This window comes from Streptomyces shenzhenensis (genome assembly GCF_003688995.1).
GTDB lineage: Bacteria > Actinomycetota > Actinomycetes > Streptomycetales > Streptomycetaceae > Streptomyces > Streptomyces shenzhenensis_A.
In genome coordinates this window covers 22,602-44,206 of the sequence record NZ_PENI01000023.1, presented here as the reverse complement: position 1 = coordinate 44,206, position 21,605 = coordinate 22,602, and the positions used below count along the sequence as shown (strand labels likewise).

19 protein-coding genes are annotated in these 21,605 nt (G+C 72.5%); all 19 read left to right on the top strand.

Features of this window, described 5'->3' with window-relative positions:
- Positions 1-13: 13 nt before the first annotated feature.
- The 19 genes from CTZ28_RS29910 to CTZ28_RS29825 all read left to right on the top strand — a co-directional run bounded on the left by CTZ28_RS29910 (position 14) and on the right by CTZ28_RS29825 (position 21,405).
- Positions 14-1,306, top strand: a complete 1,293-nt coding sequence (locus CTZ28_RS29910) for a beta-ketoacyl-[acyl-carrier-protein] synthase family protein (RefSeq protein WP_121892836.1) — start codon at positions 14-16, stop codon at positions 1,304-1,306.
- Positions 1,303-3,081, top strand: coding sequence for a CoA-transferase (locus CTZ28_RS29905; protein WP_121892835.1), 1,779 nt, complete (start codon positions 1,303-1,305; stop codon positions 3,079-3,081). The genes CTZ28_RS29910 and CTZ28_RS29905 overlap by 4 nt, the downstream gene beginning before the upstream one ends.
- On the top strand, positions 3,078-4,115 hold the full coding sequence (locus CTZ28_RS29900) for a ketoacyl-ACP synthase III (RefSeq protein WP_259471876.1): 1,038 nt from the start codon (positions 3,078-3,080) through the stop codon (positions 4,113-4,115). The genes CTZ28_RS29905 and CTZ28_RS29900 overlap by 4 nt, the downstream gene beginning before the upstream one ends.
- A 65-nt stretch (positions 4,116-4,180) precedes the next feature.
- Positions 4,181-5,149, top strand: coding sequence for a ketoacyl-ACP synthase III (locus CTZ28_RS29895; RefSeq protein ID WP_121892834.1), 969 nt, complete (start codon positions 4,181-4,183; stop codon positions 5,147-5,149).
- Entirely contained in the window at positions 5,142-6,080 is a 939-nt protein-coding gene (locus CTZ28_RS29890) for an SDR family NAD(P)-dependent oxidoreductase (protein WP_121892833.1), read from the top strand. The genes CTZ28_RS29895 and CTZ28_RS29890 overlap by 8 nt, the downstream gene beginning before the upstream one ends.
- Complete coding sequence (locus tag CTZ28_RS29885; protein WP_121892832.1) at positions 6,077-6,901, top strand: SDR family NAD(P)-dependent oxidoreductase; 825 nt, start codon at positions 6,077-6,079, stop codon at positions 6,899-6,901. Before CTZ28_RS29890 ends, CTZ28_RS29885 begins: the two co-directional genes overlap by 4 nt.
- A complete protein-coding gene (locus CTZ28_RS29880; protein WP_121892831.1) occupies positions 6,898-8,286 on the top strand; it encodes a beta-ketoacyl synthase N-terminal-like domain-containing protein in 1,389 nt (462 codons plus the stop codon). The genes CTZ28_RS29885 and CTZ28_RS29880 overlap by 4 nt, the downstream gene beginning before the upstream one ends.
- Complete coding sequence (locus CTZ28_RS29875) at positions 8,276-9,556, top strand: beta-ketoacyl synthase (protein WP_121892934.1); 1,281 nt, start codon at positions 8,276-8,278, stop codon at positions 9,554-9,556. The genes CTZ28_RS29880 and CTZ28_RS29875 overlap by 11 nt, the downstream gene beginning before the upstream one ends.
- Positions 9,553-11,112 (top strand): SDR family NAD(P)-dependent oxidoreductase, encoded by a 1,560-nt coding sequence (locus tag CTZ28_RS29870; RefSeq protein WP_121892830.1) that lies wholly within the window; start codon positions 9,553-9,555, stop codon positions 11,110-11,112. Before CTZ28_RS29875 ends, CTZ28_RS29870 begins: the two co-directional genes overlap by 4 nt.
- A complete protein-coding gene (locus CTZ28_RS29865; RefSeq protein ID WP_259471875.1) occupies positions 11,109-12,002 on the top strand; it encodes an SDR family oxidoreductase in 894 nt (297 codons plus the stop codon). The genes CTZ28_RS29870 and CTZ28_RS29865 overlap by 4 nt, the downstream gene beginning before the upstream one ends.
- Positions 12,002-13,711, top strand: coding sequence for a CocE/NonD family hydrolase (locus CTZ28_RS29860; protein WP_121892829.1), 1,710 nt, complete (start codon positions 12,002-12,004; stop codon positions 13,709-13,711). The genes CTZ28_RS29865 and CTZ28_RS29860 overlap by 1 nt, the downstream gene beginning before the upstream one ends.
- Positions 13,708-15,486 (top strand): AMP-binding protein, encoded by a 1,779-nt coding sequence (locus CTZ28_RS29855; protein WP_259471874.1) that lies wholly within the window; start codon positions 13,708-13,710, stop codon positions 15,484-15,486. The genes CTZ28_RS29860 and CTZ28_RS29855 overlap by 4 nt, the downstream gene beginning before the upstream one ends.
- Positions 15,483-16,376 carry an enoyl-CoA hydratase/isomerase family protein gene (locus CTZ28_RS29850; protein WP_121892828.1) on the top strand — a complete coding sequence of 298 codons (894 nt, stop codon included), beginning with the start codon at positions 15,483-15,485 and terminating at the stop codon, positions 16,374-16,376. The genes CTZ28_RS29855 and CTZ28_RS29850 overlap by 4 nt, the downstream gene beginning before the upstream one ends.
- A gap of 216 nt (positions 16,377-16,592) precedes the next feature.
- Entirely contained in the window at positions 16,593-17,432 is an 840-nt protein-coding gene (locus CTZ28_RS29845; RefSeq protein ID WP_121892827.1) for an alpha/beta fold hydrolase, read from the top strand.
- Positions 17,433-17,447: 15 nt separating this feature from the next.
- Positions 17,448-17,954: a GbsR/MarR family transcriptional regulator gene (locus CTZ28_RS29840; protein ID WP_121892826.1), complete on the top strand. Its 507-nt coding sequence runs from the start codon at positions 17,448-17,450 to the stop codon at positions 17,952-17,954.
- A gap of 78 nt (positions 17,955-18,032) precedes the next feature.
- The gene (locus CTZ28_RS29835) at positions 18,033-19,085 is read left to right on the top strand and encodes an amidohydrolase family protein (protein ID WP_259471873.1); all 1,053 of its coding nucleotides are present in this window, start codon (positions 18,033-18,035) and stop codon (positions 19,083-19,085) included.
- A gap of 155 nt (positions 19,086-19,240) precedes the next feature.
- Complete coding sequence (locus tag CTZ28_RS48745) at positions 19,241-19,744, top strand: hypothetical protein (protein WP_259471872.1); 504 nt, start codon at positions 19,241-19,243, stop codon at positions 19,742-19,744.
- Positions 19,654-20,043: a potassium-transporting ATPase subunit KdpA gene (locus CTZ28_RS48740; protein ID WP_259471871.1), complete on the top strand. Its 390-nt coding sequence runs from the start codon at positions 19,654-19,656 to the stop codon at positions 20,041-20,043. Before CTZ28_RS48745 ends, CTZ28_RS48740 begins: the two co-directional genes overlap by 91 nt.
- 231 nt (positions 20,044-20,274) lie before the next feature.
- Positions 20,275-21,405, top strand: coding sequence for a cation:proton antiporter (locus CTZ28_RS29825; protein WP_259471891.1), 1,131 nt, complete (start codon positions 20,275-20,277; stop codon positions 21,403-21,405).
- Positions 21,406-21,605: the final 200 nt, after the last annotated feature.

The window sequence follows — 21,605 nt, the reverse complement described above, 5'->3', positions numbered from 1 at the left end:
TTAGCTTCGGTCCATGGACAGCAGCCGAGCCCATTCCCCGGACCCCTCCGATCCCATCGTGCTGACCGGCATCGGGTGCGTGCTGCCCGGCACTCCCGATGTCCATGCCTTCTGGGGCCATGTCTCCACCGGCACCTCGCAGGTGAGCCGGCTGGAGAAGCCCGCGTTCGCCGCTGCCGGGCTGCCCGTCCACGCGGCCGCGCAGCTCGGTGAGTTCGACGTCTCGGCCCGGCTGCCGGACCTCCTCCCGGCGCACGCCGCCAAGTACAACCGGGACATCCTCGCGACCATGGCCGCCGTCAGCGACGCGCTGAAGGATGCCGGAATCGCCCGGGGCCAGATCGCCCCGGAGCGCCTGAGCATCGTCCAGTCCTCGTCCCGCGGGCCGCTGTCCTGGTGGGCCGAGACCATCGCGGCGGATCCGGAGCAGGATCCGTACGGGGGCAGGGCGACGGCCATGTTCCGCGGGCTGGCCGGCTGCCCGGCCACTCTGGCCGCCATCGACGTCGGCGCGAGCGGTCTGGTCACCACGCTCAGCAGCGCCTGCGTCGGCGGCCACCACGCGATCGGCCTCGCCCTGCGCGAGCTGCGCTCCGGCAGCGCCGACGTGGTCCTCGCCGGCGGGCACGAGTTCCCCATCGTCCCCGAGGTCGCCCGCTGCTACCTGGCCCTCGGTGACGGGGTGCTCTCGCCGGAGAGCGAGGATCCCGTCACCGCCGTGCGCCCCTATGACAAGAGCCGGCGCGGATTCGCCCTCGGCGAGGGCGCCATGACGCTCTGCCTGGAGCGGGAGTCGTCAGCCCGGTCGCGCGGCGCGCGGATCTACGCCCGGATCCTGGGCCACCGCGCCCTCAACGAGGCCGGCCACGCCACCAGCATGGACCTGGTCGGTGATGTCACCGCCTCGGTCGTCGCGGGCCTGCTCGACGACGCCGGGCGCAAGCCCGAGGAGATCGGCTACGTCTGCGGCCACGGCACCGCCACCCGGTACAACGACATCGCCGAGAGCCGGGCCCTGCGCCGGCTGCTGCCGCGCCACGACGACGCCGACCTGCCGCCGCACGGCTCCAACAAGCCCGTCTACGGCCACACGTTCGGCATGGCCGGGATCATCAACGTCGCCGCCACCTCGCTGATGCTCCACCACCAGCGGCTGGCCCGGACCGCCAACCACCTCACGCCGGACCCCGAGTGCGACTACGACCACGTCGCCGAGGGGCCGCGGGACACCGAGATCGACCTCGCGGTCTCGCTGTCCTTCGCATTCGGCTCGCAGACCTCCGCCATGGCCCTGGAGCACGCATGACAACAGCGCCCGAGCGCCCCTCCACCGCCGGCCGCCGGACCGCCCCCTACCTGGCCACCGGGCCCGACGACCTGGTGCGCCACTTCGTCCGCGAGGGCGACCACGTGCACGCGGCGGCGACCATGTCACGGCCTAACGCCCTCCTCAACGCGGTGTGCCGGGCCTTCGCCGGAAGCCACAGTCTGACGGTGAGCACCACCGCCGTGCACTCCAGCGCCCACGCGCTCGCCCTCTCCGGTGCCGTACGAAAGGTGATCACGGGCTTCGTCGGTGACACCTTCCCCTCGCCGCGCCCCAACCGTCTCTACCGCGAACTCGCCGAGGGCAGGCCGTTCGAGGTGGAGATGTGGTCGCTGCTCAGCTACACCCAGCGGCTGATGGCCGCAGCGCTCGGCCAGCCCTTCGCCACCACCGGCTCGATGCTCGCCGAGACCGACCTGCGCAACGGCAAGGAGGGCGCCCTCCACCTGGTGCCCCACCCCGAGGACCCCGAGCGGTCCGTCACCCTGCTCAGCCCGCTGCGTCCGCGCTTCACTCTGTTCCACGGCGTCGTCGCCGACCGCCGGGGCAACGTGGTGGCCTGTCCCCCGCTGGGCGAGGGTGCCTGGGCCGCGTACGCCGCCACCGAGGGTGTGCTGGCCTCCGTGGAGGCGATCGTCGACGACGAGGTGATCGCGGCGATGCCGGACCGGGTGGTCATCCCTGCCGCCCGTGTGCTGGGCCTGTGCGAGACACCGCTCGGCGCCCACCCGCAGTCGCTGCGTACGGGCGGACTGGCCGGTGTCGACGGCTACTTGGACGACTACACGTTCCTCACCGACATCGTGGCCGCCTGCAAGGCCCCCGAGACCGCCGCCGACTGGTACGAGAAGTGGGTCGGCGGGGTGGAGAGCCACGCCGACTACCTGGAGCGGCTGGGCGAGAAGCGCCGCGCCGCGCTGGTCTTCCCCGCTCCCCCGGGCACTCCGGAGCAGGTCCGGAGCCCGGCGGACGGGTCCGGCGCCCCCACCGAGCAGGAGCAGCTCATCGTGCTCGGCGCCCGCGCGGTCGCCGATCTGGTCCGGGAGCGCGGCTACGACACGCTGCTCGCCGGGATCGGCACCTCGCACATGTCCGCGTGGCTTGCGGCCCGGCTGCTGGCCGACGACGGCATCCAGGTGCAGGTGGCCGCCGAGCTGGGTCTGCAGTCCATGGACCCCGAGCCCGGCGATGTCTTCCTCTTCAGCCAGCGCCACGCCGAGCGCTCGCGGATGCTCGCCGGTGTCGCCGAGACGCTGGGCGGCGCGGTGGCCGCCAACCCGCGCTGCCTGGGCGTGCTCTCCGCCGCCGAGATCGACCCGGACGCCAACATCAACACGACGCTGCTGCCCGACGGCCGCTGGATCACCGGCTCCGGCGGGGCCAACGACATCGCCTCGTCCGTGGACTGCGTGGTGATCGCGGTCGCCTCGGCCCGCCGCTACGTGCCCCGGTTGACCCACCTCACCAGTCCCGGCCTGCGGGTCCGCGATGTGGTCAGCCAGTTCGGGCGCTTCACCCGGCCGGGGCCCGGCATGCCCTTCGAGCTGACGACCTGGCTGCCACCGGTGCCGGGCCGGGGCCGCACCGGGCAGGACCTCCCCGACGGGCCGGAGGCGGCGGTACGCGACCTCACCGGCTGGACCTTCCCCGATGCCTCCACGGGGGTCGGCCGGTTCCTGACCGTCGAGAAGGCCGTCACCACCGAAGAACTGGCTCTGCTGCGCACCATGGACCCGGAAGGCTGCTACCGATGACCACCACCACCGCCCCCGACCCGGCGACGGCCCGGCTCCGCCCCCTGCCGCCCACCGCGATCGCTCCCGTACGGCTCGCCGGGATCGGCCACTACTTCCCCGGCGAGCCGGTCACCAACGCCTACTTCGAGCAGCTCGACGCGCTGGGCATCGACGACGCCTGGATCCGCGAGAACACCGGGATCGTCAGCCGCCACTGGCCGGCCGACGAGAAGGAGCGGGCGGTGGAGATGGCGGCCAAGGCGGTGGACGACGCCCTGACCGCCGCCGGCCTGGACCCCGACGACATCGACCTCGTCATCGGCACGACCTCCACCACCCGGCCGCGTACCAATCCCTCCAGCGCGACCAACAACTACATGGACATCTCGCTGCCGCTGCAGAAGCAGGTCGGGCTGCGCCACGCCACCTGCTTCGACGTGACCTCGGTGGCCTGCGCCGGCTTCATGTACGGCACCGCCACCGCCGCCGCGATGCTCCCGGCGCTCGGCATGCGCAACGCGCTGGTCGTCTGCGCGGAGAACCCGCGCCCGATCCTGAACTTCGACTACCGGTACTCGGCGCTGTTCGGGGCGGGAGCCGCGGCGGCGGTCTGGTCGGCGCAGACCGAGAAGCGCGGTCTGCTGGACGTGGCGCTGCACGCGGACGGCTCGTACTTCGACGCCTTCGACATCGACGAGAACGACAAGATGCTGATGCGCGGCCGTGAGGTCGGCGCGGTCGGCCCGCAGCTGCTCTCCCACGTGGGCCAGGAGATCCTGGAGCGCAACGGGCTGTCGGTGGACGACATCGACTGGTTCGTCCCGCACCAGGGCAACCTGAACATGATCAACCAGGTGTGCCGGACGCTGGGTATCCCCGGCGAGCGGCTCCTCACCAATATCCAGGAGCGCGGCAACACCTCCAGCGTCTCCATCCCCAGCTGCCTCTCCGAGAATCTCCGCTCCGGGAAGATCCGCTCCGGCGATCTCGTCGTGACGATCGGCATCGGCCGTGGCTTCAGCTGGGGCGCGATGCTCCTGCGGATTCCGTGATCCGGACGACCCCTCATCCGCCGGGCGGCCCCCGGCAGCCACCGCACAGTACGGGAAGACGAGAGATGCGCAACGAGACCTCCCTGTGGCGCGAGAGCGGTCTGCGCCTGTCCGGATTCGGGCACTACTACCCACGCCTCCTGGTCGAGAACGGGAGCGCCGACGACCCCGCGGGCAACGCGGTGGACGAGGCCGTCATCGGCCGGCTCGACGTCCGCAGCCGCCATGTCGCGGACGAGGAGGAGACACCCGCATACATGGGAGTGCGCGCCGCGCGTGCGGCCCTCGAGCAGGCGGGTGTCACGGCCCGCGAGGTCGACCTGCTGGTCTTCAGCAACTGGACGGACCGCCAGTTCGTCCCCGAGTGGGGGCCGCACGCCGCGCACCTGCTGGGCGCGGACCAGGCGCTCGCCTTTGACGTGTGCGGTGCCTGTACGGGGTTCGTGCACGGGGTCCAGACAGCAGCGGCGCTCTTCGGGGCGCACACTGGCTGGCGCAACGCGCTGGTCATCTCCAGCGAGCGGTTCTCGCGCCGGGTCCGACCAGGCAGCAAGGGCGAACTGATCGTGGGCGACGCGGCCGGTGCGGCCGTGCTGTCGCGCGGGGCGGACGCGGACGCGGGGCTGTGGGACTCACTGCTGATCAGCGACGGCTCCGGCCGGGAGACGATCACCGTCTACCCGCCCAACGGGTGGATCAAGAGCAGCCGCGACCTGGTCTCCATCGCGGCCGACTCCCACGCCGACCTGGCGACCCGGATGCTGGCCCGCTCGGGCACGAAGATGGACGAGATCGACTGGGTGGTGCCGCACCCCGGGACAGGTCAGCTGCACACCGCCGTACGGGAACGTCTCGGCATCCCGGAGGAGCGCTTCGTCACCAACTACGAGGCGCGCGCGAACACCGGCAGCGCCTCGGTGCCCATCGTGCTCTCCGAGATGTCACGGGACGGCCGGCTGAAGCCCGGGGACCTCTGCTACACGCCGGCCGTGGGCTCGGGCTGGTACTACGGAGGGCTGCTCTTCCGTGTCTGATCAGCCGTCACACGCCATCCCTCGCACGAGGACGCGCGGCACCGCCCTGGTCACCGGCGGCAGCCGGGGCCTCGGCGCGGCCATCGCCCGCCGGCTGGCCTCCGTGGGCTGGCACACCGTGATCTGCGGGCGCGACCCGGAGAGCCTTGACGCCGGTGTGAAGACGGCGGCCGACGACGGTCTCGTACTGCACGCCGCACGGGCGGATGTCACCGACGAGCGGTCGGTGGGCGCCCTCTTCGCGCGACTGGCCGAGGATTCCCCGCCGCTCGGGCTCTGCGTCAACAACGCCGGAAACAACTTCTCCCGCCGTCTGGTGAGCGTCAAGGAACAGCCGGGCGGCCCGCCACTGCTCTCGCCGCATCCGCTGGAGGACTTCGAGCGGGTCGTGACGTCCCTGCTCACCGGCACCTTCCTGGTCGGCCGCCACGCGGCGCAGGCGATGCTGGCCGCCGGTACGCCCGGGGCCATCGTCAACATCTCCTCCACGGTCCGCCACGGCGCGTACGGGCAGTCGGCGTACTGCGCGGCCAAGTCCGGGGTGGAGGCGCTGACCCGCACCTGGGCGGCCGAGCTGGGTGAGCACGGCATCCGGGTCAGCGCGGTAGCGCCCGGCGTCATCGACGGCGAGGCGCTGCGCCGCCGGTCGGCGGCGAGCGAGCGGCACGCGGCCTACATGGCCGAACTCCAGCGCCATGTGCCGCTGCGCCGCTGGTGCGACGAGCAGGACGTGGCGGAAGCGGTCGCCTTCGCCGCCGACAACCCTTCTGTGACCGGCACCGTGCTGGAGGTCGACGCGGGCGGACTGCCTGCCCGCGTCCTGCCCCCGGCCGGCCGGACCGCGGGCCCGGCCGCTCAGGAACGGGCCGCGAGAGCGAGCACGGCAGCCGCGCGCGCGGACCTCCCCGAGAAAGCGGAGAACACAGCATGACCAGCGGCTTCGCACCCACCCTGCTCCAGGGCAGGACCACCTTTCTGACCGGTGCGAGCAGCGGGATCGGCGCCGTCCTGGCGACGATGCTCGCCGCCCACGGCTCCCGAGTGGCGCTCATGGCCCGCAGTGAGAAGGAGCTCCGCCTGCTGGCCGAGCACATCGAGGGCGACGGCGGGCGGGCGGTGGCGGTCCCCGGCGACCTCACCGACGCCGACAGCGTACGCGCCTGCGTCCTCAAGGCCGAGGAGCAGCTCGGCCCGATCGACCGGCTGGTGCATTGCGCGGGCGAGGCCCGCAATCAGGCGTTCCTCTGCGACCAGGACGAGGACCAGTGGATGGCCACCCTCGACGTCAACCTGCTGGGGGCTTTCCGGGTCGCCCGTGCGGTGGTGCCGGGGATGATGGAGCGCCGCGAGGGCAATATCGTGATGGTCTCCTCCATCGCAGGGAAGCGCGGGCTGCCCGCCAACACCTCCTACTGTGCCTCGAAGTTCGGGCTGAACGGGATGACGCAGGCGCTCGCCGCCGAGCTGGGCGCCTTTGGCGTACGGGTCAATGCGGTCTGCCCCGGGCTCACCGACAGCCCCGCCGCCACGGACGGCGAACGGTACGGTGACCCCTTCATGGCCGCCCTCGCCAAGCACCACGGCCCGCCGGACCTGACGTGGGAGCGGTACCTCAAGCGCGCGGTCAACAGCACCATCCTGCGCCGGCTGGTACGCCCCGAGGAGATCGCGGCCCAAGTGCTGTTCCTGCTCTCCGACCTCTCCGGCGGGATGACCGGACAGGCCGTCAACGTGGACGCGGGGGCTCTGTGAGCAAGGAGTACGGCCTGCGGCAGGGTGAGCCGCCCCTGCCGGAGCAGTTGCTCGCCCCGGCGGCCCGCCCCTGGGCTCCCGGCCCCAGGGACGCCCTGGTCACCGGGATGGGCTTCTGCCTGCCCGGCGCCGGCGACGAGCCGGTGCGCGAGGCCGAGCAGGTCTGGACGGCCGCCTCCACCGGGACCAGCCATGTCGCGCGCGACGGCTTCCACCACGGCACCGTACGCGGTGCCCGTGAGGCGTTCGGCGAGCTGCTTCCTCAGATGCCGGCCCGCTATCTGCGCAGCTACGCCGATGTCCACCTCTACGGGCTGATCTCGCTGGCCGAGGCGTGCAAGGACGCCGGACTCGACCACCGGGCGGGCGAGTTGAGAGGCGCGGACGTGCTGACCGCCCGGGCCGGGGTGGACAGCAACTACGACAGCTACCGCGCCTGGCACGACGCCGACCCGGCGACGGTCAGCCCGGCGGACGCCAAGTCCCTCTTCGTACGGCTGTTGGTGGCGGGCACCTCCAGCGATGTCGGCCCCGTCCAGGCGGCGTTGCTCGGTTCCACCGGGGCCAACTACACGGTGAGCTGCGGCTGCGCCTCCTCCTCGGTACTGCTCGGTATCGCCCGCATGATGATCGCCTCCGGCCAGAGCGACCTGGTCGTCGTCACCGGGGTGGACCGCTTCGACACCGAACGGGTGCTGCACGGGCACCGGTTGCGGGAGGTGGTGGAGCGCGAGGGGGTGACGGTGCGGCACAACGACGATCCGCCGGCCGCGCCCCGGCACGACCGGCCGATGCGCCCGTACGACGCGGCGGGTGACTGCATGAACTACGGCGACGGCTCGGTGACCCTGATTCTGGAGAGCCGTGAGCACGCTGCCGCGCGCGGCGCCCGGGCACACGGGGCGGTCCTCGGCCAGGCCACCACGCGCGGTGGACTGAACAGCGCGGTCGCCATCGACACCGGCGGTACGGGGCTGGCCGAGGCGGCCCGCCGGGCGCTGGGCGACCACACCTCGCTGGAGCGGATCCCGTACGTCAACGGGGGCGGCGAGGGCGACGCGCTGTTCACCCGGATCGAGTCCAACGCGGTCCGGGCGCTGTGGGGCCCAAAGTCCGAGCAGGTGCTGGTGAGTTCGCAGGAAGCATGCTTCGGCCACAGCGGGGCGCCGCTCGGCAATCTGGGCACGGCGCTGACGCTGATGATGATGCGCGAGGGCCAGGTCTGCCCCACCGCCAACTGCGAAACCCCTTCGCCCGTCTGCACGTTCGACCCTGTGCCGGGGACGAAGACACGTGCACTGCACTTCGACCGAGCGCTGAGCTTCAACTACCAGGTGGGCGGGGTCAACAGTGCCCTGCTGCTGGGCGGTGGCGATGCCTGCTGAGATACCTCTCCTGCGGCTGGCCGGGGCCGGCCTCGTCCTGCCGGGGCCGGACGGTCGCGCCTGCACCGACCTGGACACGTTCTGGCGCGTGGTGCGCGACGGGACCAGCTGTCTCTCCCCGTACCTGCATCCCGAGCTCCCCCTCCGCATCGCCGGGACGGTGAACGGCTGGGATCCGCAGGCCGTCCTGCCCCTGTCGGAGCGGCAGATCCGCCGCTCCTCGCGGGCCGGGCTGATGGCCACCGGGGCGGTGCACCGGGCCCTGGAGCAGGCGGGATTGAGCGCCGCCGCCCTCGATCCCGAGCGCACCGCACTGGTCGCCTGCTCACTCCAGTTCGCCTTCCCGGAGACCGAGCGCTACTACAACCTGGCCCGGGACAAGGGAGTTGCCGCCCTCGGCATGGAGTACTGGCTCAACGGCACCCCGCCCAGTGTGGTGGGCACGGTGGCATCCGGGCTCCAACTGCCCTGCCAGACACTGAGTGTGGCGGGTTCGTGCAATGTAGCGCTGCGGACGCTCCACCTGGTCCAGCAGATGTTCCGGTGCGGGGACATCGACCGCGCGATCGTCGTCGGCGTGGACACCACCGTGGACCCGGTCTTCGTCGCGGGCACCAGCCATACCGGGCGCAGCGGCTACCGTGCCTCCTCGCTCTCCGACAACCCCGCCGATGTCCGACCCCACGACGAGATCCAGACCGGCAACGCCACCGGGGAGGGCGCACTCGCCATCGTCCTGGAGGACCCGGCGGCGACCGGAGACCGCCCCGGACTGCTGCACCGCGCGCACCTGCACACCTCGCGCTCCAACGGACCCTCCACCGTCGCCACCGGCCCGTCTGCGAATGTGGTGCGCGATGTGCTGGCCACGCTGGCGTCGGCCGGGCGCGGTCTCGGCGATCTGGCGTTCGTCAACGACTACGCGGACGGCAACCGGTTCGTCGAGGACCACCTGTGCGAGGCGCTGACCGGCGTACGGGAGGCATCCGGGTACGGCGGCGAGCTGCGGCTGACCAACCAGGAGGCGGTCTTCGGTCATGTCGCCGGGACCGGCGGCCTGGTCAAACTCCTCGGCAGCCTGCTCATGCTGTACCACGGCCACATCGCCCCCAGCGCCAACACCCTTGTCCCGTACTCGGGTCTGCCCGGCGATCCGGTGCTCGCCGGCGGGCTGCGGACCGGCGGCGACAGCGCGCTGGTGCTCAGCTCCGGGGCGGGCGGCGACGCGACGAGCATGGTCATCGAATACGAAGGCGGCGACTTGCCATGACCCACGTTCACAGCACGGCGATGCGGCCCGGAGCGGCCGCGGGAGGGGATCGGCTGCGGGCGCCGATCAGCACCCGCGTGGTCGTCGACGCCTCGGGGGCCGGGGGCGGGGGCGCTGCCGCCGCGGTCCTCTCCGACGCGCTCACCGCGCTCGGCCTCGCGCCCGAAGCCCCGGACAGCGCCGCCGAAGCCCGCACCGGCGCCCCTGCCCCGGCCGCGTACTGCGCGCTGCTGCTCGGCGAGGAGGCATACGGCGCCGGGCGCTCGGCGGGCCTGGACCGCGCACGCGTTCGGGCCGCCGCGCTGGCGATGGCGGCGGCGGGCCGGGGCCGTCTCGTCCTGGTGACCGACGCGACGGACGAGACGCACGCCGGGACCGACCCCGACCGGTACGCCCGGCTGGCCGCCGACCGGGCATGGTGGCAGCATCTGGTCACCGAGGTGGCCGGGCGCGGCGTCACCGGCAACACCTTGGTCACCGGCTACTCCCCCGACCTGGGCCACCGCCTCTCCCCGGTGGCCGAGGCCGGGCTGCTGCGCTATCTCGTGCAGCGCCGCCCCACTGCGGCCGCCGATGTGGCGGCCAGTGTCGCCTTCCTGGTCTCCGAGGGGTGCTCCTACCTCGTCGGCGAGACCCTGCCGGTCGACGGGGGCGCGGGCCTCGGCCAGATCCCGTCCCTGCCCGCCGGCCCGCCGGCCGTCCCCGCTCCGCGCCGCGGCACCCCGCAGCAGCAGCCGCCGGAGCCGATCGGCGGCCAGGATCTGCTGGGGCACAAGGTCCTGGTGGCGGGCGCCAGCAGCGGCATCGGCCGGGCCGCCGCCCTGCACCTGGCCGGGCGCGGGGCCGACGTGGTCCTGGCGGCCCGCCGGACCCGGGCGCTGGAGGAGGTCGCCGCCGAGATCGCCGCACTGGGCCGGCATGCCTGGACCCTTCGCTGCGACCTCTCCGACGCCGAGGACGCCGCCACGCTGGGCGAACGCGCCTGGAAGGCAGCCGACGACATCACCACCCTGCTGTACGCGGCGGGGCATCTGGGCTTCAGCGCGGTCGGCGGCGACCCGGCGTCCGCCGACCGGACCTTCGCGGTGAACCTGCACAGTTTCGTCACCGTCACCGAGTACCTGACCGCGCGTTGGCGGGACTCCAAGGTCCCCGGCGCGGTGGTCGGGGTCACCTCGGTCAGCTCCACGCTCAGCCCGGTGGCGGGGCTGGAGTACTACGGGGCCAGCAAGGCCGCGATGGCGCAGTACGTCCGCTGTCTCGCGGTGTCGGTGGCGCGCCATGGCATCCGCGCCAACTGTGTGGCGCCCGGCATCATCGAGACACCGATGGGCGACGCGGCGGGGCCCGAGCACCGGCGCGGCTGGATCAGCCGGATACCCGCCGGGCGGGTCGGTGACCCGCGCGAGGTGGCGGCGGTTCTCGGCCATCTCCTGAGCGGCTCAGCCGCCCGGGTGACCGGTGCGGTGCTGCGGGCGGACGGCGGCTTCGGGCTCGGGGACGTGGCTCCGCTGCGGCCGGGGTTCGCGGAGCCGGCCGAGGAGGAGCGCCAGTGAACGCGGAGCCGAGCACGGGCAGGACGTCGGCGAGCGCGGAGGCCGGACCGGCAGCGGGCTCGGGACCCGGGGCAGCGGCGTCCGGCCGCCCCGTCTTCGGCCCCCCGGTCGCCCTGGTCGCCGGGGCCTCCTCCGGGATCGGCGCCGCCGTCGCCCGCCGGCTGGCCGCGCGCGGCAGCGCCGTGGCGCTGGTCGGGCGGCGGGAGGCCGAGCTGAAGGAGGTCGCCGAGACGATCCGCGCGGCCGGGGGCACCGCACTGCCGCTGGCCCTGGACCTGGCCGAGCCGGGTGTCCCCGCCGAGGCGGTCGCCGCCACCGCCGCCGGGCTGGGACCGGTCGGGCTCCTGGTCTGCAGTGCGGGCGCGATCCGGCTGGCCGCCATCCACGAGACCGAGGAACGGCACTGGGAACGGCAGCTGCGGGTGAACCTCACGGTCCCGTTCCTGCTGGCCCGTGAAGTGCTGCCCGGGATGCGGGAACGCGGCCGCGGCTGGATCGTGAACATCGGTTCGGGCGTGGGCTCGGAGGTGGTGCCGGGCAGCGGGGGTTACGGCGTCAGCAAGCACGCCGTACACCGGCTCACCGAGCTGGTCCACGAGGAGAACCGCGACCTCGGCATCCGCGCGGTCACGGTCGCCCCGGGCTGGGTCTCCACCCGGCTCGCGGCCCGCCCCGCCGACCTCGGCGTCTCCGAGGCGGAGGTGCTGGACGCCGAGGACATCGCGGACACCGTCGCGTGGCTGCTGGACCGTCCGGCCCGGATGAGCGTCGGCCCGCTGGTACGCGTCGAGCCGTCGGCGAGCCGGGCCGCGGCCGGTGACGCCATGACCCGCCATCTGACCCGTTCCCGCACGAAGGGCACCGGACCGGCTGCGAAGGAGACCCCGTGATGGGCAGGACCACCCTCATCGAGCACGACGTGCCGGTGGAGATGCGCGACGGGACGGTGCTGCGGGCCGATGTGTGGCGCCGCGCAGACGGTCCGGCCTCGCCCGCCGTGCTCTTCCGCACCCCGTACGGCAAGTCCTCGCTGGGGCTTGCCACGTTGACCCCGGCGCAGTGCGTGGACCGGGGGTACGCGGCCGTGGTGCAGGACACCCGGGGCCGGTTCGGCTCGGAGGGCGAGTGGGCGCCGCTGGACTGGTCGCAGGAGGGGCCGGACGGGTACGACACCGTCGAGTGGACCGCCGAACAGCCGTGGTGCGACGGGAACGTGGCCATGGCGGGCTCCTCGTACCAGGCCATCGTGCAGTGGCTGGCCGCCATGGAAAAGCCCCCGCACCTGCGGGCCATCGCACCTGCGATGTCCACCTCGGCGCCCTTCGACGCCGAGCAGCTCGGCGGCTCCCTGCGGCTGGACCACCTCACGAGCTGGCTCGGCCTGACCGCGTTGGAGTGGGTGCAGCGCCGGGCGGCGGCGGGCGATCCGGTGGACGGGCCGATCGTCGCCGAGGTGGTGCAGTTGCTCACCACGCCCGACGTGTCTCTGCGGCGCTGGCCGTTGGCCGCCGTCCTCGACTTCGAGAGATTCCCCGGGCGACTGCGGGACATCTTCGCCGGGCGGGTGGCGACGGTGGCCGACTACCGCCTCGGCGAGGTCGGCATACCCACCTTCTCGGTGGGCGGCTGGTACGACGTGTTCTCCTTCGGCACGATCGAGCTGCACCGCGCCATGCGCGCCCAGGACCCGGTGGCCGGACGGCACGAACTGGTCGTCGGCCCCTGGGTGCACTCCGGCCAACTGCCGCAGGTGCAGGGCGAGGTGAACACGGGGCTGTACGGTTCGGCGCAGGGCGCACACCTGGCCGACCTGCACCTGGACTTCTTCGACCGCCATCTCAGGGCGACCGGGGGGACCACCGGCCCGTCCTCCGGCGAGGACGTACGGTACTTCCTCTTCGGTGACGACACCTGGCGCCGGGCCGCCACCTGGCCGCCGCCCGAAGCCGTCGACTCGCCCTGGTACCTCGCGGGTTCTGCCGATGGCGGAGAGGGCGGCCGGCTGCTGCCCGCACCACCCCAAGAGGGCCCGGGCCAGGACGCATTCACCTATGACCCGGAGGACCCTGTGCCCTCGCACGGCGGGCGGGTGCTCCAGCTCGGCAGGCTGACGGCCGGCCCGCTCAATCAGGCACACCTGGAGACCCGACCGGACGTGCTCTGCTACACCTCCGAGCCGCTCACCGAGTCACTGGACGTGGTCGGCCGGCAGCGGCTGCAGCTCCGCTTCGGCTCGGACGCACCCGCCACAGCCGTCGTCGCCAAGCTCACCGACGTACATCCGGACGGGCGTTCGCTGCTGGTTGCCGAGGCAAGCCTCCGGCTGACGGCGGAGGGGGGCCGACCGCCGAGCGAGCCGTACGAGGCCGACCTGCTGCTCGGGGACACGGCATGGCGCTTCGCGCCCGGGCACCGGCTGCGGGTCCAGGTCACCAGCAGCAACTTCCCTCATCTGGACCGGCACCCCAACGTGCCGGGTCCGATCGGTGAGGCGGAATACTGCCGCACCGCCCGGCAGTCGGTCTGGTACGGGGGCCCGTACGAGAGCGTGCTCCGGCTGCAGACCCTGCCCGCTCCGAGCACCGGGGAGACCGCGTGAGCGCGGAACAAGACGGCGCCGAGGCGTACCCTTCCGTACCGGTCGCCACGCGGCCCGTCTCCGTACCGGTCCAGCGCGACTCGTCCGCCCTCCCCGCTCCCCCACACATCCCGGCCGATGTGCTCGACCCGGCATCGGCAGAGGTACCGACCGCCGAGCAGTGCGTGCTGGGCCCCCTGCTCAGGCGGCGCGCCGCCACGACGCCGGAGGCCCCGTACGCGCTGATGCCGGACGGCGACCTCTGGTCGTACACACGGACGCTCCGCGAGACCGAGGAGGCAGCCGCCGCACTTCAGGCACTCGGCGTCGCCCCGGGCGACCTGGTACTCAGTTGGCTGCCGAACGGGCCGGACGCGCTGCGTACCTGGTACGGCGTCAACCTGGCGGGCGCGGTCCTGGTCCCACTCAACATCGCCTACCGGGGCGCGATCCTGAGCCAGGTGATCGCCGACAGCGGGGCCGAGGTGCTGATCTGCCGGCCATCGCTGGCGGCCCGGCTGGAGGAGGTGCCGGACGGGGCGGGGTCGGTGCGTACGGTGGTCCTGCTGCCGGGGCCCGAGGACGTGCCTCAAGACGTCGAGGCGCTCGCCGAACGGCTCTCCGCACGCTTTCGCGTGGTGACCGAACTGAGCGCGGAACGGACGGAGTTCAGGGAACCGGTGCCTGCTGTGCAGCCGTGGGACCCGCAGACCGTCATCTACACCTCAGGGACGACCGGCCCGTCCAAGGGGGTCGTCTCTTCCTACGCGCACCTGTACAGCAGTTGCACCGCCGCCTTCCACGGCATGGCCGGTCCCGGGGACCGCTACCTGCTGCAACTCCCGCTGTTCCACGCGGGCGGCACGATCGGCGCGTACGGGATGCTGGTGCACGGCGGTTCGGTGACGGTCGTGCCCGCCTTCACCACCAGCGAGTTCTGGCCGCTGATCCGGCGTACCGGGACGACCCTGTGCACGCTGCTCGGCGTGATGGCGACCTATCTCCTCAAACAGCCTCCGCTGCCGCAGGACACCGGGCATCCGCTGCGGGCGGCCTACGTCATCCCGTTCACCGAGGGGGCGACGGAGTTCTCCAAGCGGTTCGGGGTCTCGGTCCGCGCACTGTTCAACATGACCGAGGTGTCGTGCCCGGTCCTGTCCGGCCCGAACCACCACCCGGGCGTCCCGATGCACTGCGGCCGGCCACGGCCGGGCATCACGGCCCGGGTCGTCGACGACCACGACCGCGAGGTGGCGGACGGCGAGGCGGGCGAGCTGGTACTGCGCTCGGACCGTCCGTGGTCGTTCCTCAGCGGCTACCTCGGGCGGCCCGCCGAGACGGCCGCCGTCTGGCGCAACGGCTGGTTCCACACCGGGGACACCTTCCGGCGCGCCCCCGACGGCGCACTGGTCTTCGTGGACCGCAAGAAGGACGCGATCCGCAGGCGCGGTGAGAACATCTCCTCCTTCGAGGTGGAGGCTCAGGCGGTGGCCCACCCGGCGGTGCTGGAGGCGGCGGCTGTGGCCGTGCCAGGCGACGAAGGCGAGGACGAGGTCCTGCTGGTGGTGGCGGACCGCGAACCGGGCGCACCGGTCGACCCGGCGGCGCTGCTGGAGTTCCTGCGGGCACGGCTGGCCCATTTCATGCTCCCGCGCTACATCCGGGTGCTGCCCGAGCTCCCGAAGACCCCCACCGGCAAGCCGACCAAGCACACGCTGCGCGCAGAAGGCGTGGTGGCGGGGACGTGGGACCGCGAGGCGGCGGGCATCCGGATACGCAGGGAGAAGATCTCATGAGCCAGGAAGCACTCCGGACGGGCCAGGAGCCTGTGGCCGAGTGGGCGGGCGCCGCCGTCGAGTCGTTCGCGGACTTCGCCGACCGGGTGGACAGCAAGGAGGACATACCGCTGCGCGCCTCGATGGAGGGCGGGGTCGCCACGCTGACGCTGGACCGGCCGCACCGCCGCAACAGCCTCGATCTGACGCTCTCCCGCCATCTGCTGCTCGGACTGATGTGCGCGGGCGACGACCCCCGGGTGCGTACGGTCGTCCTCACCGGTGACGGCGGGGCGTTCTGCGCGGGCGACGACGTCGAGAGCGTACGGCGCTGGCGGCTGGGCGACCGGGTCGCCACCCCCTTCGACCCGATCACCTCGGACGCCCACTATCTGCGGATCTGCGAAGCGATCCTGCACCTGCCGAAGCCGGTCATCGTGGGGCTGGCCGGGGCGGCGGCGGGCGCGGGGGCGGAGATCGCCTGCGCCGCCGACTTCCGGCTGGCCGACACCCGCGCCTCGATCGGCAGTTGCCTGGCCGGGGTCGGGCACGTGGGGAACGTGGTGCTGATGTCCCGGCTGACCGGTCCGGCGCGGGCGACGGAGATCTATCTCACCGGGCGGATGGTCTCGGGGACCGAGGCGGTGCACCTGGGGCTGTTCGACCGGCTCTGCGCACCCGAGGATTTCGACCGCGAACTCGCCGAGCTGGCACGTCGGTTCGCCGCGCTGCCGACCGCTTCGGTGGCGCTGTTCAAGGAGCTGCGGGAGCGGAGCTGGGGGCAGCCGGCCGAGTACGGGCTCCGGCTTCAGGACGCGTACCACCTGAAGACGCACGCCACGGTGGCCGACGCCCGCGAGGGGATGGCCGCATTCGCGGAAAAGCGACCGCCCTGCTTCACCGGCGGCTGACCGGGCGGAGGCCTCCGCGGTTGGGCACCGGCGACCGGGCGGGGGCTTTCCCGCCACCGCCGGCGCAGCCCGGCGGGCCGCCCTCCCCTTTGCACCCGCGGCGGAGAGTATTCTGATTCTGATGAACAAAGCGCTGTGGCACGACTGTCCGGCGGCCCCGCCGCCCCTGTCCCCGTTCGCCCGACTCATCAGCGGCCCGGACGAGGAGTACGCGCGATGACCGGCCCCGACAGCCGGGCCGATGCCGGGACCCAGGTCGAGGAGGCGGCGCACAGCGTCGACATCTCCGACGCCCGGCTGCACTACTGGACCGCCGGAGCCGCCGACCGTCCGACGGTCGTCCTCACCCACGGCGCGGGGGCCGACCACCGCATGTTCGATCCGCAGATCCCGGCGCTGGTCGACGCGGGCTACCGAACTCTGCGCTGGGACGTGCGCTACCACGGCGCGTCCGTCTCCGGCACCGGCAGATTCCGGACCCGCTACGCGGCACAGGACCTGGGAATGCTGCTGGACACGGCCGAGGCGCGCAGGCCCCTGGTGCTGCTGGGACAGTCGATGGGCGGCAACATCTCACAGGAGTACCTGCGCCAACGGCCCGAGGAGGTCGCCGCACTCGTGGTGATCGGCTCCACGTCCAACACCCTGCCCATCACGCGGGGCGAACGGCGCCGCCTGGCTCTGTCCCGCACCCTCATGCGGCTGCTGCCCTACCGCTCTCTGTCCCGGAGGATGGCCCGGGCGTCGGCCGAGGACCCCGGAGCCCAGGAGTATCTGCGCGAGACGTTCGAAGCGAACGGGCGGCGCTCCTTTCTCACCACCTGGGACGGCATGACCCGCACGGTCGACCCCTGCCCCGACTATCGTATCGAGCAGCCCGAGCTTCTGATCTGCGGTGAACACGACAAAACGGGTAACGTCCGCTCGGCGATGGAACGGTGGAGCGAACGCGATCCGCACAGCGAGTTCCGCCTGATCCCCGGCGCCGGACACGTCGCCAATCTGGACCGTCCCGACGAGGTCAACCGGCTGACCGTCGCCTTCCTGAAGGCCTGAGAACCCAGCGAGACCATGACTGACCACGACATCACGCCAGACGCCGGCTCCTCCCCGGCCCCCGGCCCCGACGGGTTCAGCGACGCGGAAGCCTCCTTCATCAGCGAGATGGGTTCGCTGATGGAGCGCTGGGGGCTCCCGCAGGCCACCGGACGCCTCTTCGGCTACCTGCTCCTGCGCAACAAGCCTGTGGACCTCGACACCATGACGCGCGAACTCGGCCAGGCCAAGAGCGGACTGAGCGTGGCCGCACGCCAGTTGGAGTCCTGGGCCCTGGTGCGACGCTCCACCCGGCCCGGCAGCCGACGGATCGATTACGAGGCGGTGGGCGACCTCCAGCACCTGCTGCTGGTGAACAACGCCCATATGCGCAAGTTCACCGAGACACTGAGCTCGGGGGTCCCGGTGGCGCGCGGCGAGGCCCGGGACCGGCTGGCCTCGCTCGCCGACCTGTTCAACGGGTTCGTGCAGCAGACCGAGGCGCTGGTGGCCGACTGGGAGGCCCGGCGCGCCGCCTCCTGAGACCACCGCTCCCGTACATGGCCGCAACGTGTCGTCTCCCCGTGCCGTTTCCCTCTTCCGACTTCCGACGGAGTGACCGTGAACGTGTCGTCCGGCCCCGCCCCGATCGACGGAACACCGGCGGGCCCCGGTGTCCGGGTCCGCCCGCCGGTCGTGGACGCCTGCTCGCTGGTGTACGACGACGCGAGCTGGCGGGTGTACCTGAACCGGCTGGGCACGATGGCCCCCGAGTACCTGGATGTCTTCTCCACCTCGTTCTGCCGGTACTTCGGTGCCGCGCACACCGCGTACCGCGAGGCGCTGGCCGTCCGCTGGCAGGACGCGGTCGACGTGCTCCTGCCGCCGGGCCGGCCTCCCTTCGACCTGACCGCGCACCTCGCCGACCGGCAACAGCAGGGCGTGACGGGCGAGTTCGCCATGGGGTCGGCGGAGCGGCGGCCGGACGGCCGTACCGTCAACGAATGGCTCCTTGAGACCGTCCGCGACGTACGCGACCGCGTCCACGTCTGGGCCGGTCTGTCGCTGCGCGACCCGGCCGCCGCGCTGCGCGAGCTGGAGCGGTCGCTGGCAGCGGGGGCAACCGGGCTGTGCGTGATCCCCTTCCTGGACGGCACCGACCCGGCCGATCCGCTGGTCGCCCCGGTCTGGGACGCGGCGGCCGGGGCGGGCGTGCCGGTCTGGCTGCACACCGGCCACCACTTCGCCCGCAGCCACCCCAGCGGCCTGGGCAGCTGGCGTACGGTCGAGGCGCTGGCGGGCCGCCACCGCGAGCTGCTGCTCGTCGCCGGGCACGCGGGCTGGCCCGATGTGCAGGAGATGCTGCTCACCGCCGCCCGGCACCCCGGCGTCTTCCTGGAGTTCTCCTCACATCGGCCCCGGCACATGGCCAACCCCGGTTCGGGCTGGGAGCCGCTGCTCCACCACGCCCGGGGGCTGGCCCGCGACCGGGTCCTGTTCGGCACCTCGACCTGGGTCAATCCGGGCCCGACCCGACTGCTGGCCGACGAGTTGGCGGCACTCCCACTGCCCGGCGAGGTCCTCACCGCCTGGCTCTCGGGCAATGCGGAGGCGCTGGTGGCCCGCGCGGCCGTGACGCCCCGGGGCTCAGTCTCCCGGAGGCCCTCCGGATGATTCGGACCGGGCGCTGCGGGCGGGCGATCCGCCGTCCCCGGCCAACCATCGCCGACCCGTCGGAACCCACTTTCCGGCACACGTCGGCGTCTCGTTCCGGTTCATCGAGCGCGAGGTCACCGTTGACCTGACCGGCGACGCGCTGGTCGTCTTCGATGCCGGCGACGCGCTGGGCGTCTTCGAGGACCGACGCGAGTTCGCCCGCCACGTCGGCTCATCGGCCGCAGCCCGGAGCACCTGGACGCCTGCTCGGCTCGATCCTCGGCAAGCACACCGGCCGCGAACTCGTCCGCCAGGACGCCGTCGTCGGTTTCAACGGCTACCTGTACCAGCTTGGCGGCATCGCGATCGCCTACGTTCCCTATCCGCAGTCACTGCCGCAGCAGGAACCTGCCACCATCTTCTCCTGGGTGCACAACAACATCTGGGACACGAACTTCCCTGTCCAGCAGGCGTTCGACCACGTCTTCCGGTACAGCGTCGCCTTCACCGGCGCCGAGGAGACTCCGGGTCTGCACGCGGGGAACAGCTGGCCGCGCGCACCTCGGCCGTCCTCGGTCACCCGCTCGTGGCAGTCCGAGCTCGCGCCGTTGGCCGTACTGAACCCACGGCGCAGCTGCAATTCCTGGCCCGGGACGATCCCCGCATCCGCCTCGTAGACCTGACCGCCCCGAGTGACGGCACGCTCCTGATCTGTCTCCAGAGCCTGGCCGACAGCGCCGTCATCTGCCGCCTGACCACCCCCTTTCCGTTCACCCAAGCCTTCCGCAGCGCCTGCCTCTGCCTTGCCCCGCAGCAACCCGGTGTCGTCACGGCCGGCGCCCTCCCGTCCTCCGGCGTCAACTTCATCGTCCTCGCTACCGGCACCGTGCTCCTGCTCGCGCTGCTCGACTTCCTCCCCGCCCTCGCCCTCGGACCACTGGCCGAAGGATTCAAATGCCCCTGCGCTGTGCTGTGACGCCCAGGCCCATCGCCATGGCGGCCGTCCGGCCGAGTCGGGATGCGGCAGAGGCGGGCAGAACGTCGGTCCGGGATCGCGCTCTGCCATCGGCGGCCGACGACCGCACGGCGTGTGCGCCGAGGCAGGATCCCCTTTGGCTGGGCAACGATACTGACCGGACGCGGCGGGCTGTCCGGGGTCTGCCGTACGGCCCGTCAGAGGTGCGACGTGGATTTTGCGACGTTGACGGTGATCTCACTGGCGGCGCTGCTGGGCCCGCTGCTTGCGCTGCCGCAGCACTGGCAGATGCCCGTGGTGGTCGGGGAGCTGACTGCGGGGGTGGTCCTCGGGCCGAGTGCCGTCGGCTACTTGCGGCCTGGTGACGGGACGTTCGCGTTCCTGGCCGACATCGGCTTCGCCCTGGTGATGTTCGTAGCTGGGTCACACGTCCCGGTCCGGGATCCGGGCATGCGCGCCGGACTGCGGATCGGAATCCTGCGCACACTGCTCGTGGCTGGGCTGGCCGTGCCGGTCGCCCTCGGTATCGCCGCGCTGTTCGACACCGGGCATGCCGCCTTGTACACCGTGCTGCTGGCCTCGTCGTCGGCGGCGCTGATCCTTCCGGTGATCGACTCGTTGCGGCTGAAGGGGACACCGGTGTTGGAGTTGCTGCCGCAGGTGGCCCTCTCGGACACCGCCTGCATCGTGGCGCTGCCCCTGGTCATCGAGCCGCAGCAGGCCGGTCGCGCGGCACTGGGTGCGCTGGCCGTGACGGGCTGTGCGGCCGTCTGCTTCGTGATCCTGCGTCACTTCGACCGGACAGGAAACCGACGACGTCTGCACCGGCTGTCACAAAATCGCAAGTGGGCCCTTGAACTGCGCATCAGCCTGACGATCGTCTTCGCCCTCGCGGCGGTGGCGGTGCGCACGCATGTCTCGATCATGCTGGCGGGGTTCTGCTTCGGGCTGGTGGTGGCGGCCATCGGAGAACCGCGGCGACTGGCCCGCCAGCTCTTCGCGGTGACGGAGGGGTTCTTCAGCCCGCTGTTCTTCCTGTGGCTCGGCGCCTCGCTCGATCTGACCCAGCTCGGCCGGCACCCCTCGTTCATCCTGCTCGGACTGCTCCTGGGAACTGCCGCGATCGCGGTCCACGCCACGATGCGACTGACCGGTCAGCCCGCCCCGTTTGCCACGCTCTGCGCGGCGCAACTGGGCGTCCCCGTGGCCGCCGCGACACTCGGCTCCCAACTCCACATACTCAAGCCGGGCGAAGCCGCCGCCCTGATGCTCGCGGCGCTGGTGACCATCGTGGCGGCAGGCATCGCGGGAAGCCTCGCCGCCCGCACCGCGCCGACGCCTCCGCCGGGCACGCAGGAGTAGCCCGTGGCCGACAGGGTCCGGGACGCGAGGAGCGGGAGTCCGTGGGCGTGATCGGGGTCTGGTCGCAATCGGGCTGATCGGGTGGATCGATGCCACACGACAGGCAGCTGCCGGTAGCGGCCCAGGGCGCGAGGGTCGGCGGTACGCCGATTGGCGGTAGCGGCGGTTTCGTTTCGAGGTCCGCTTGCCGGACGAGATGG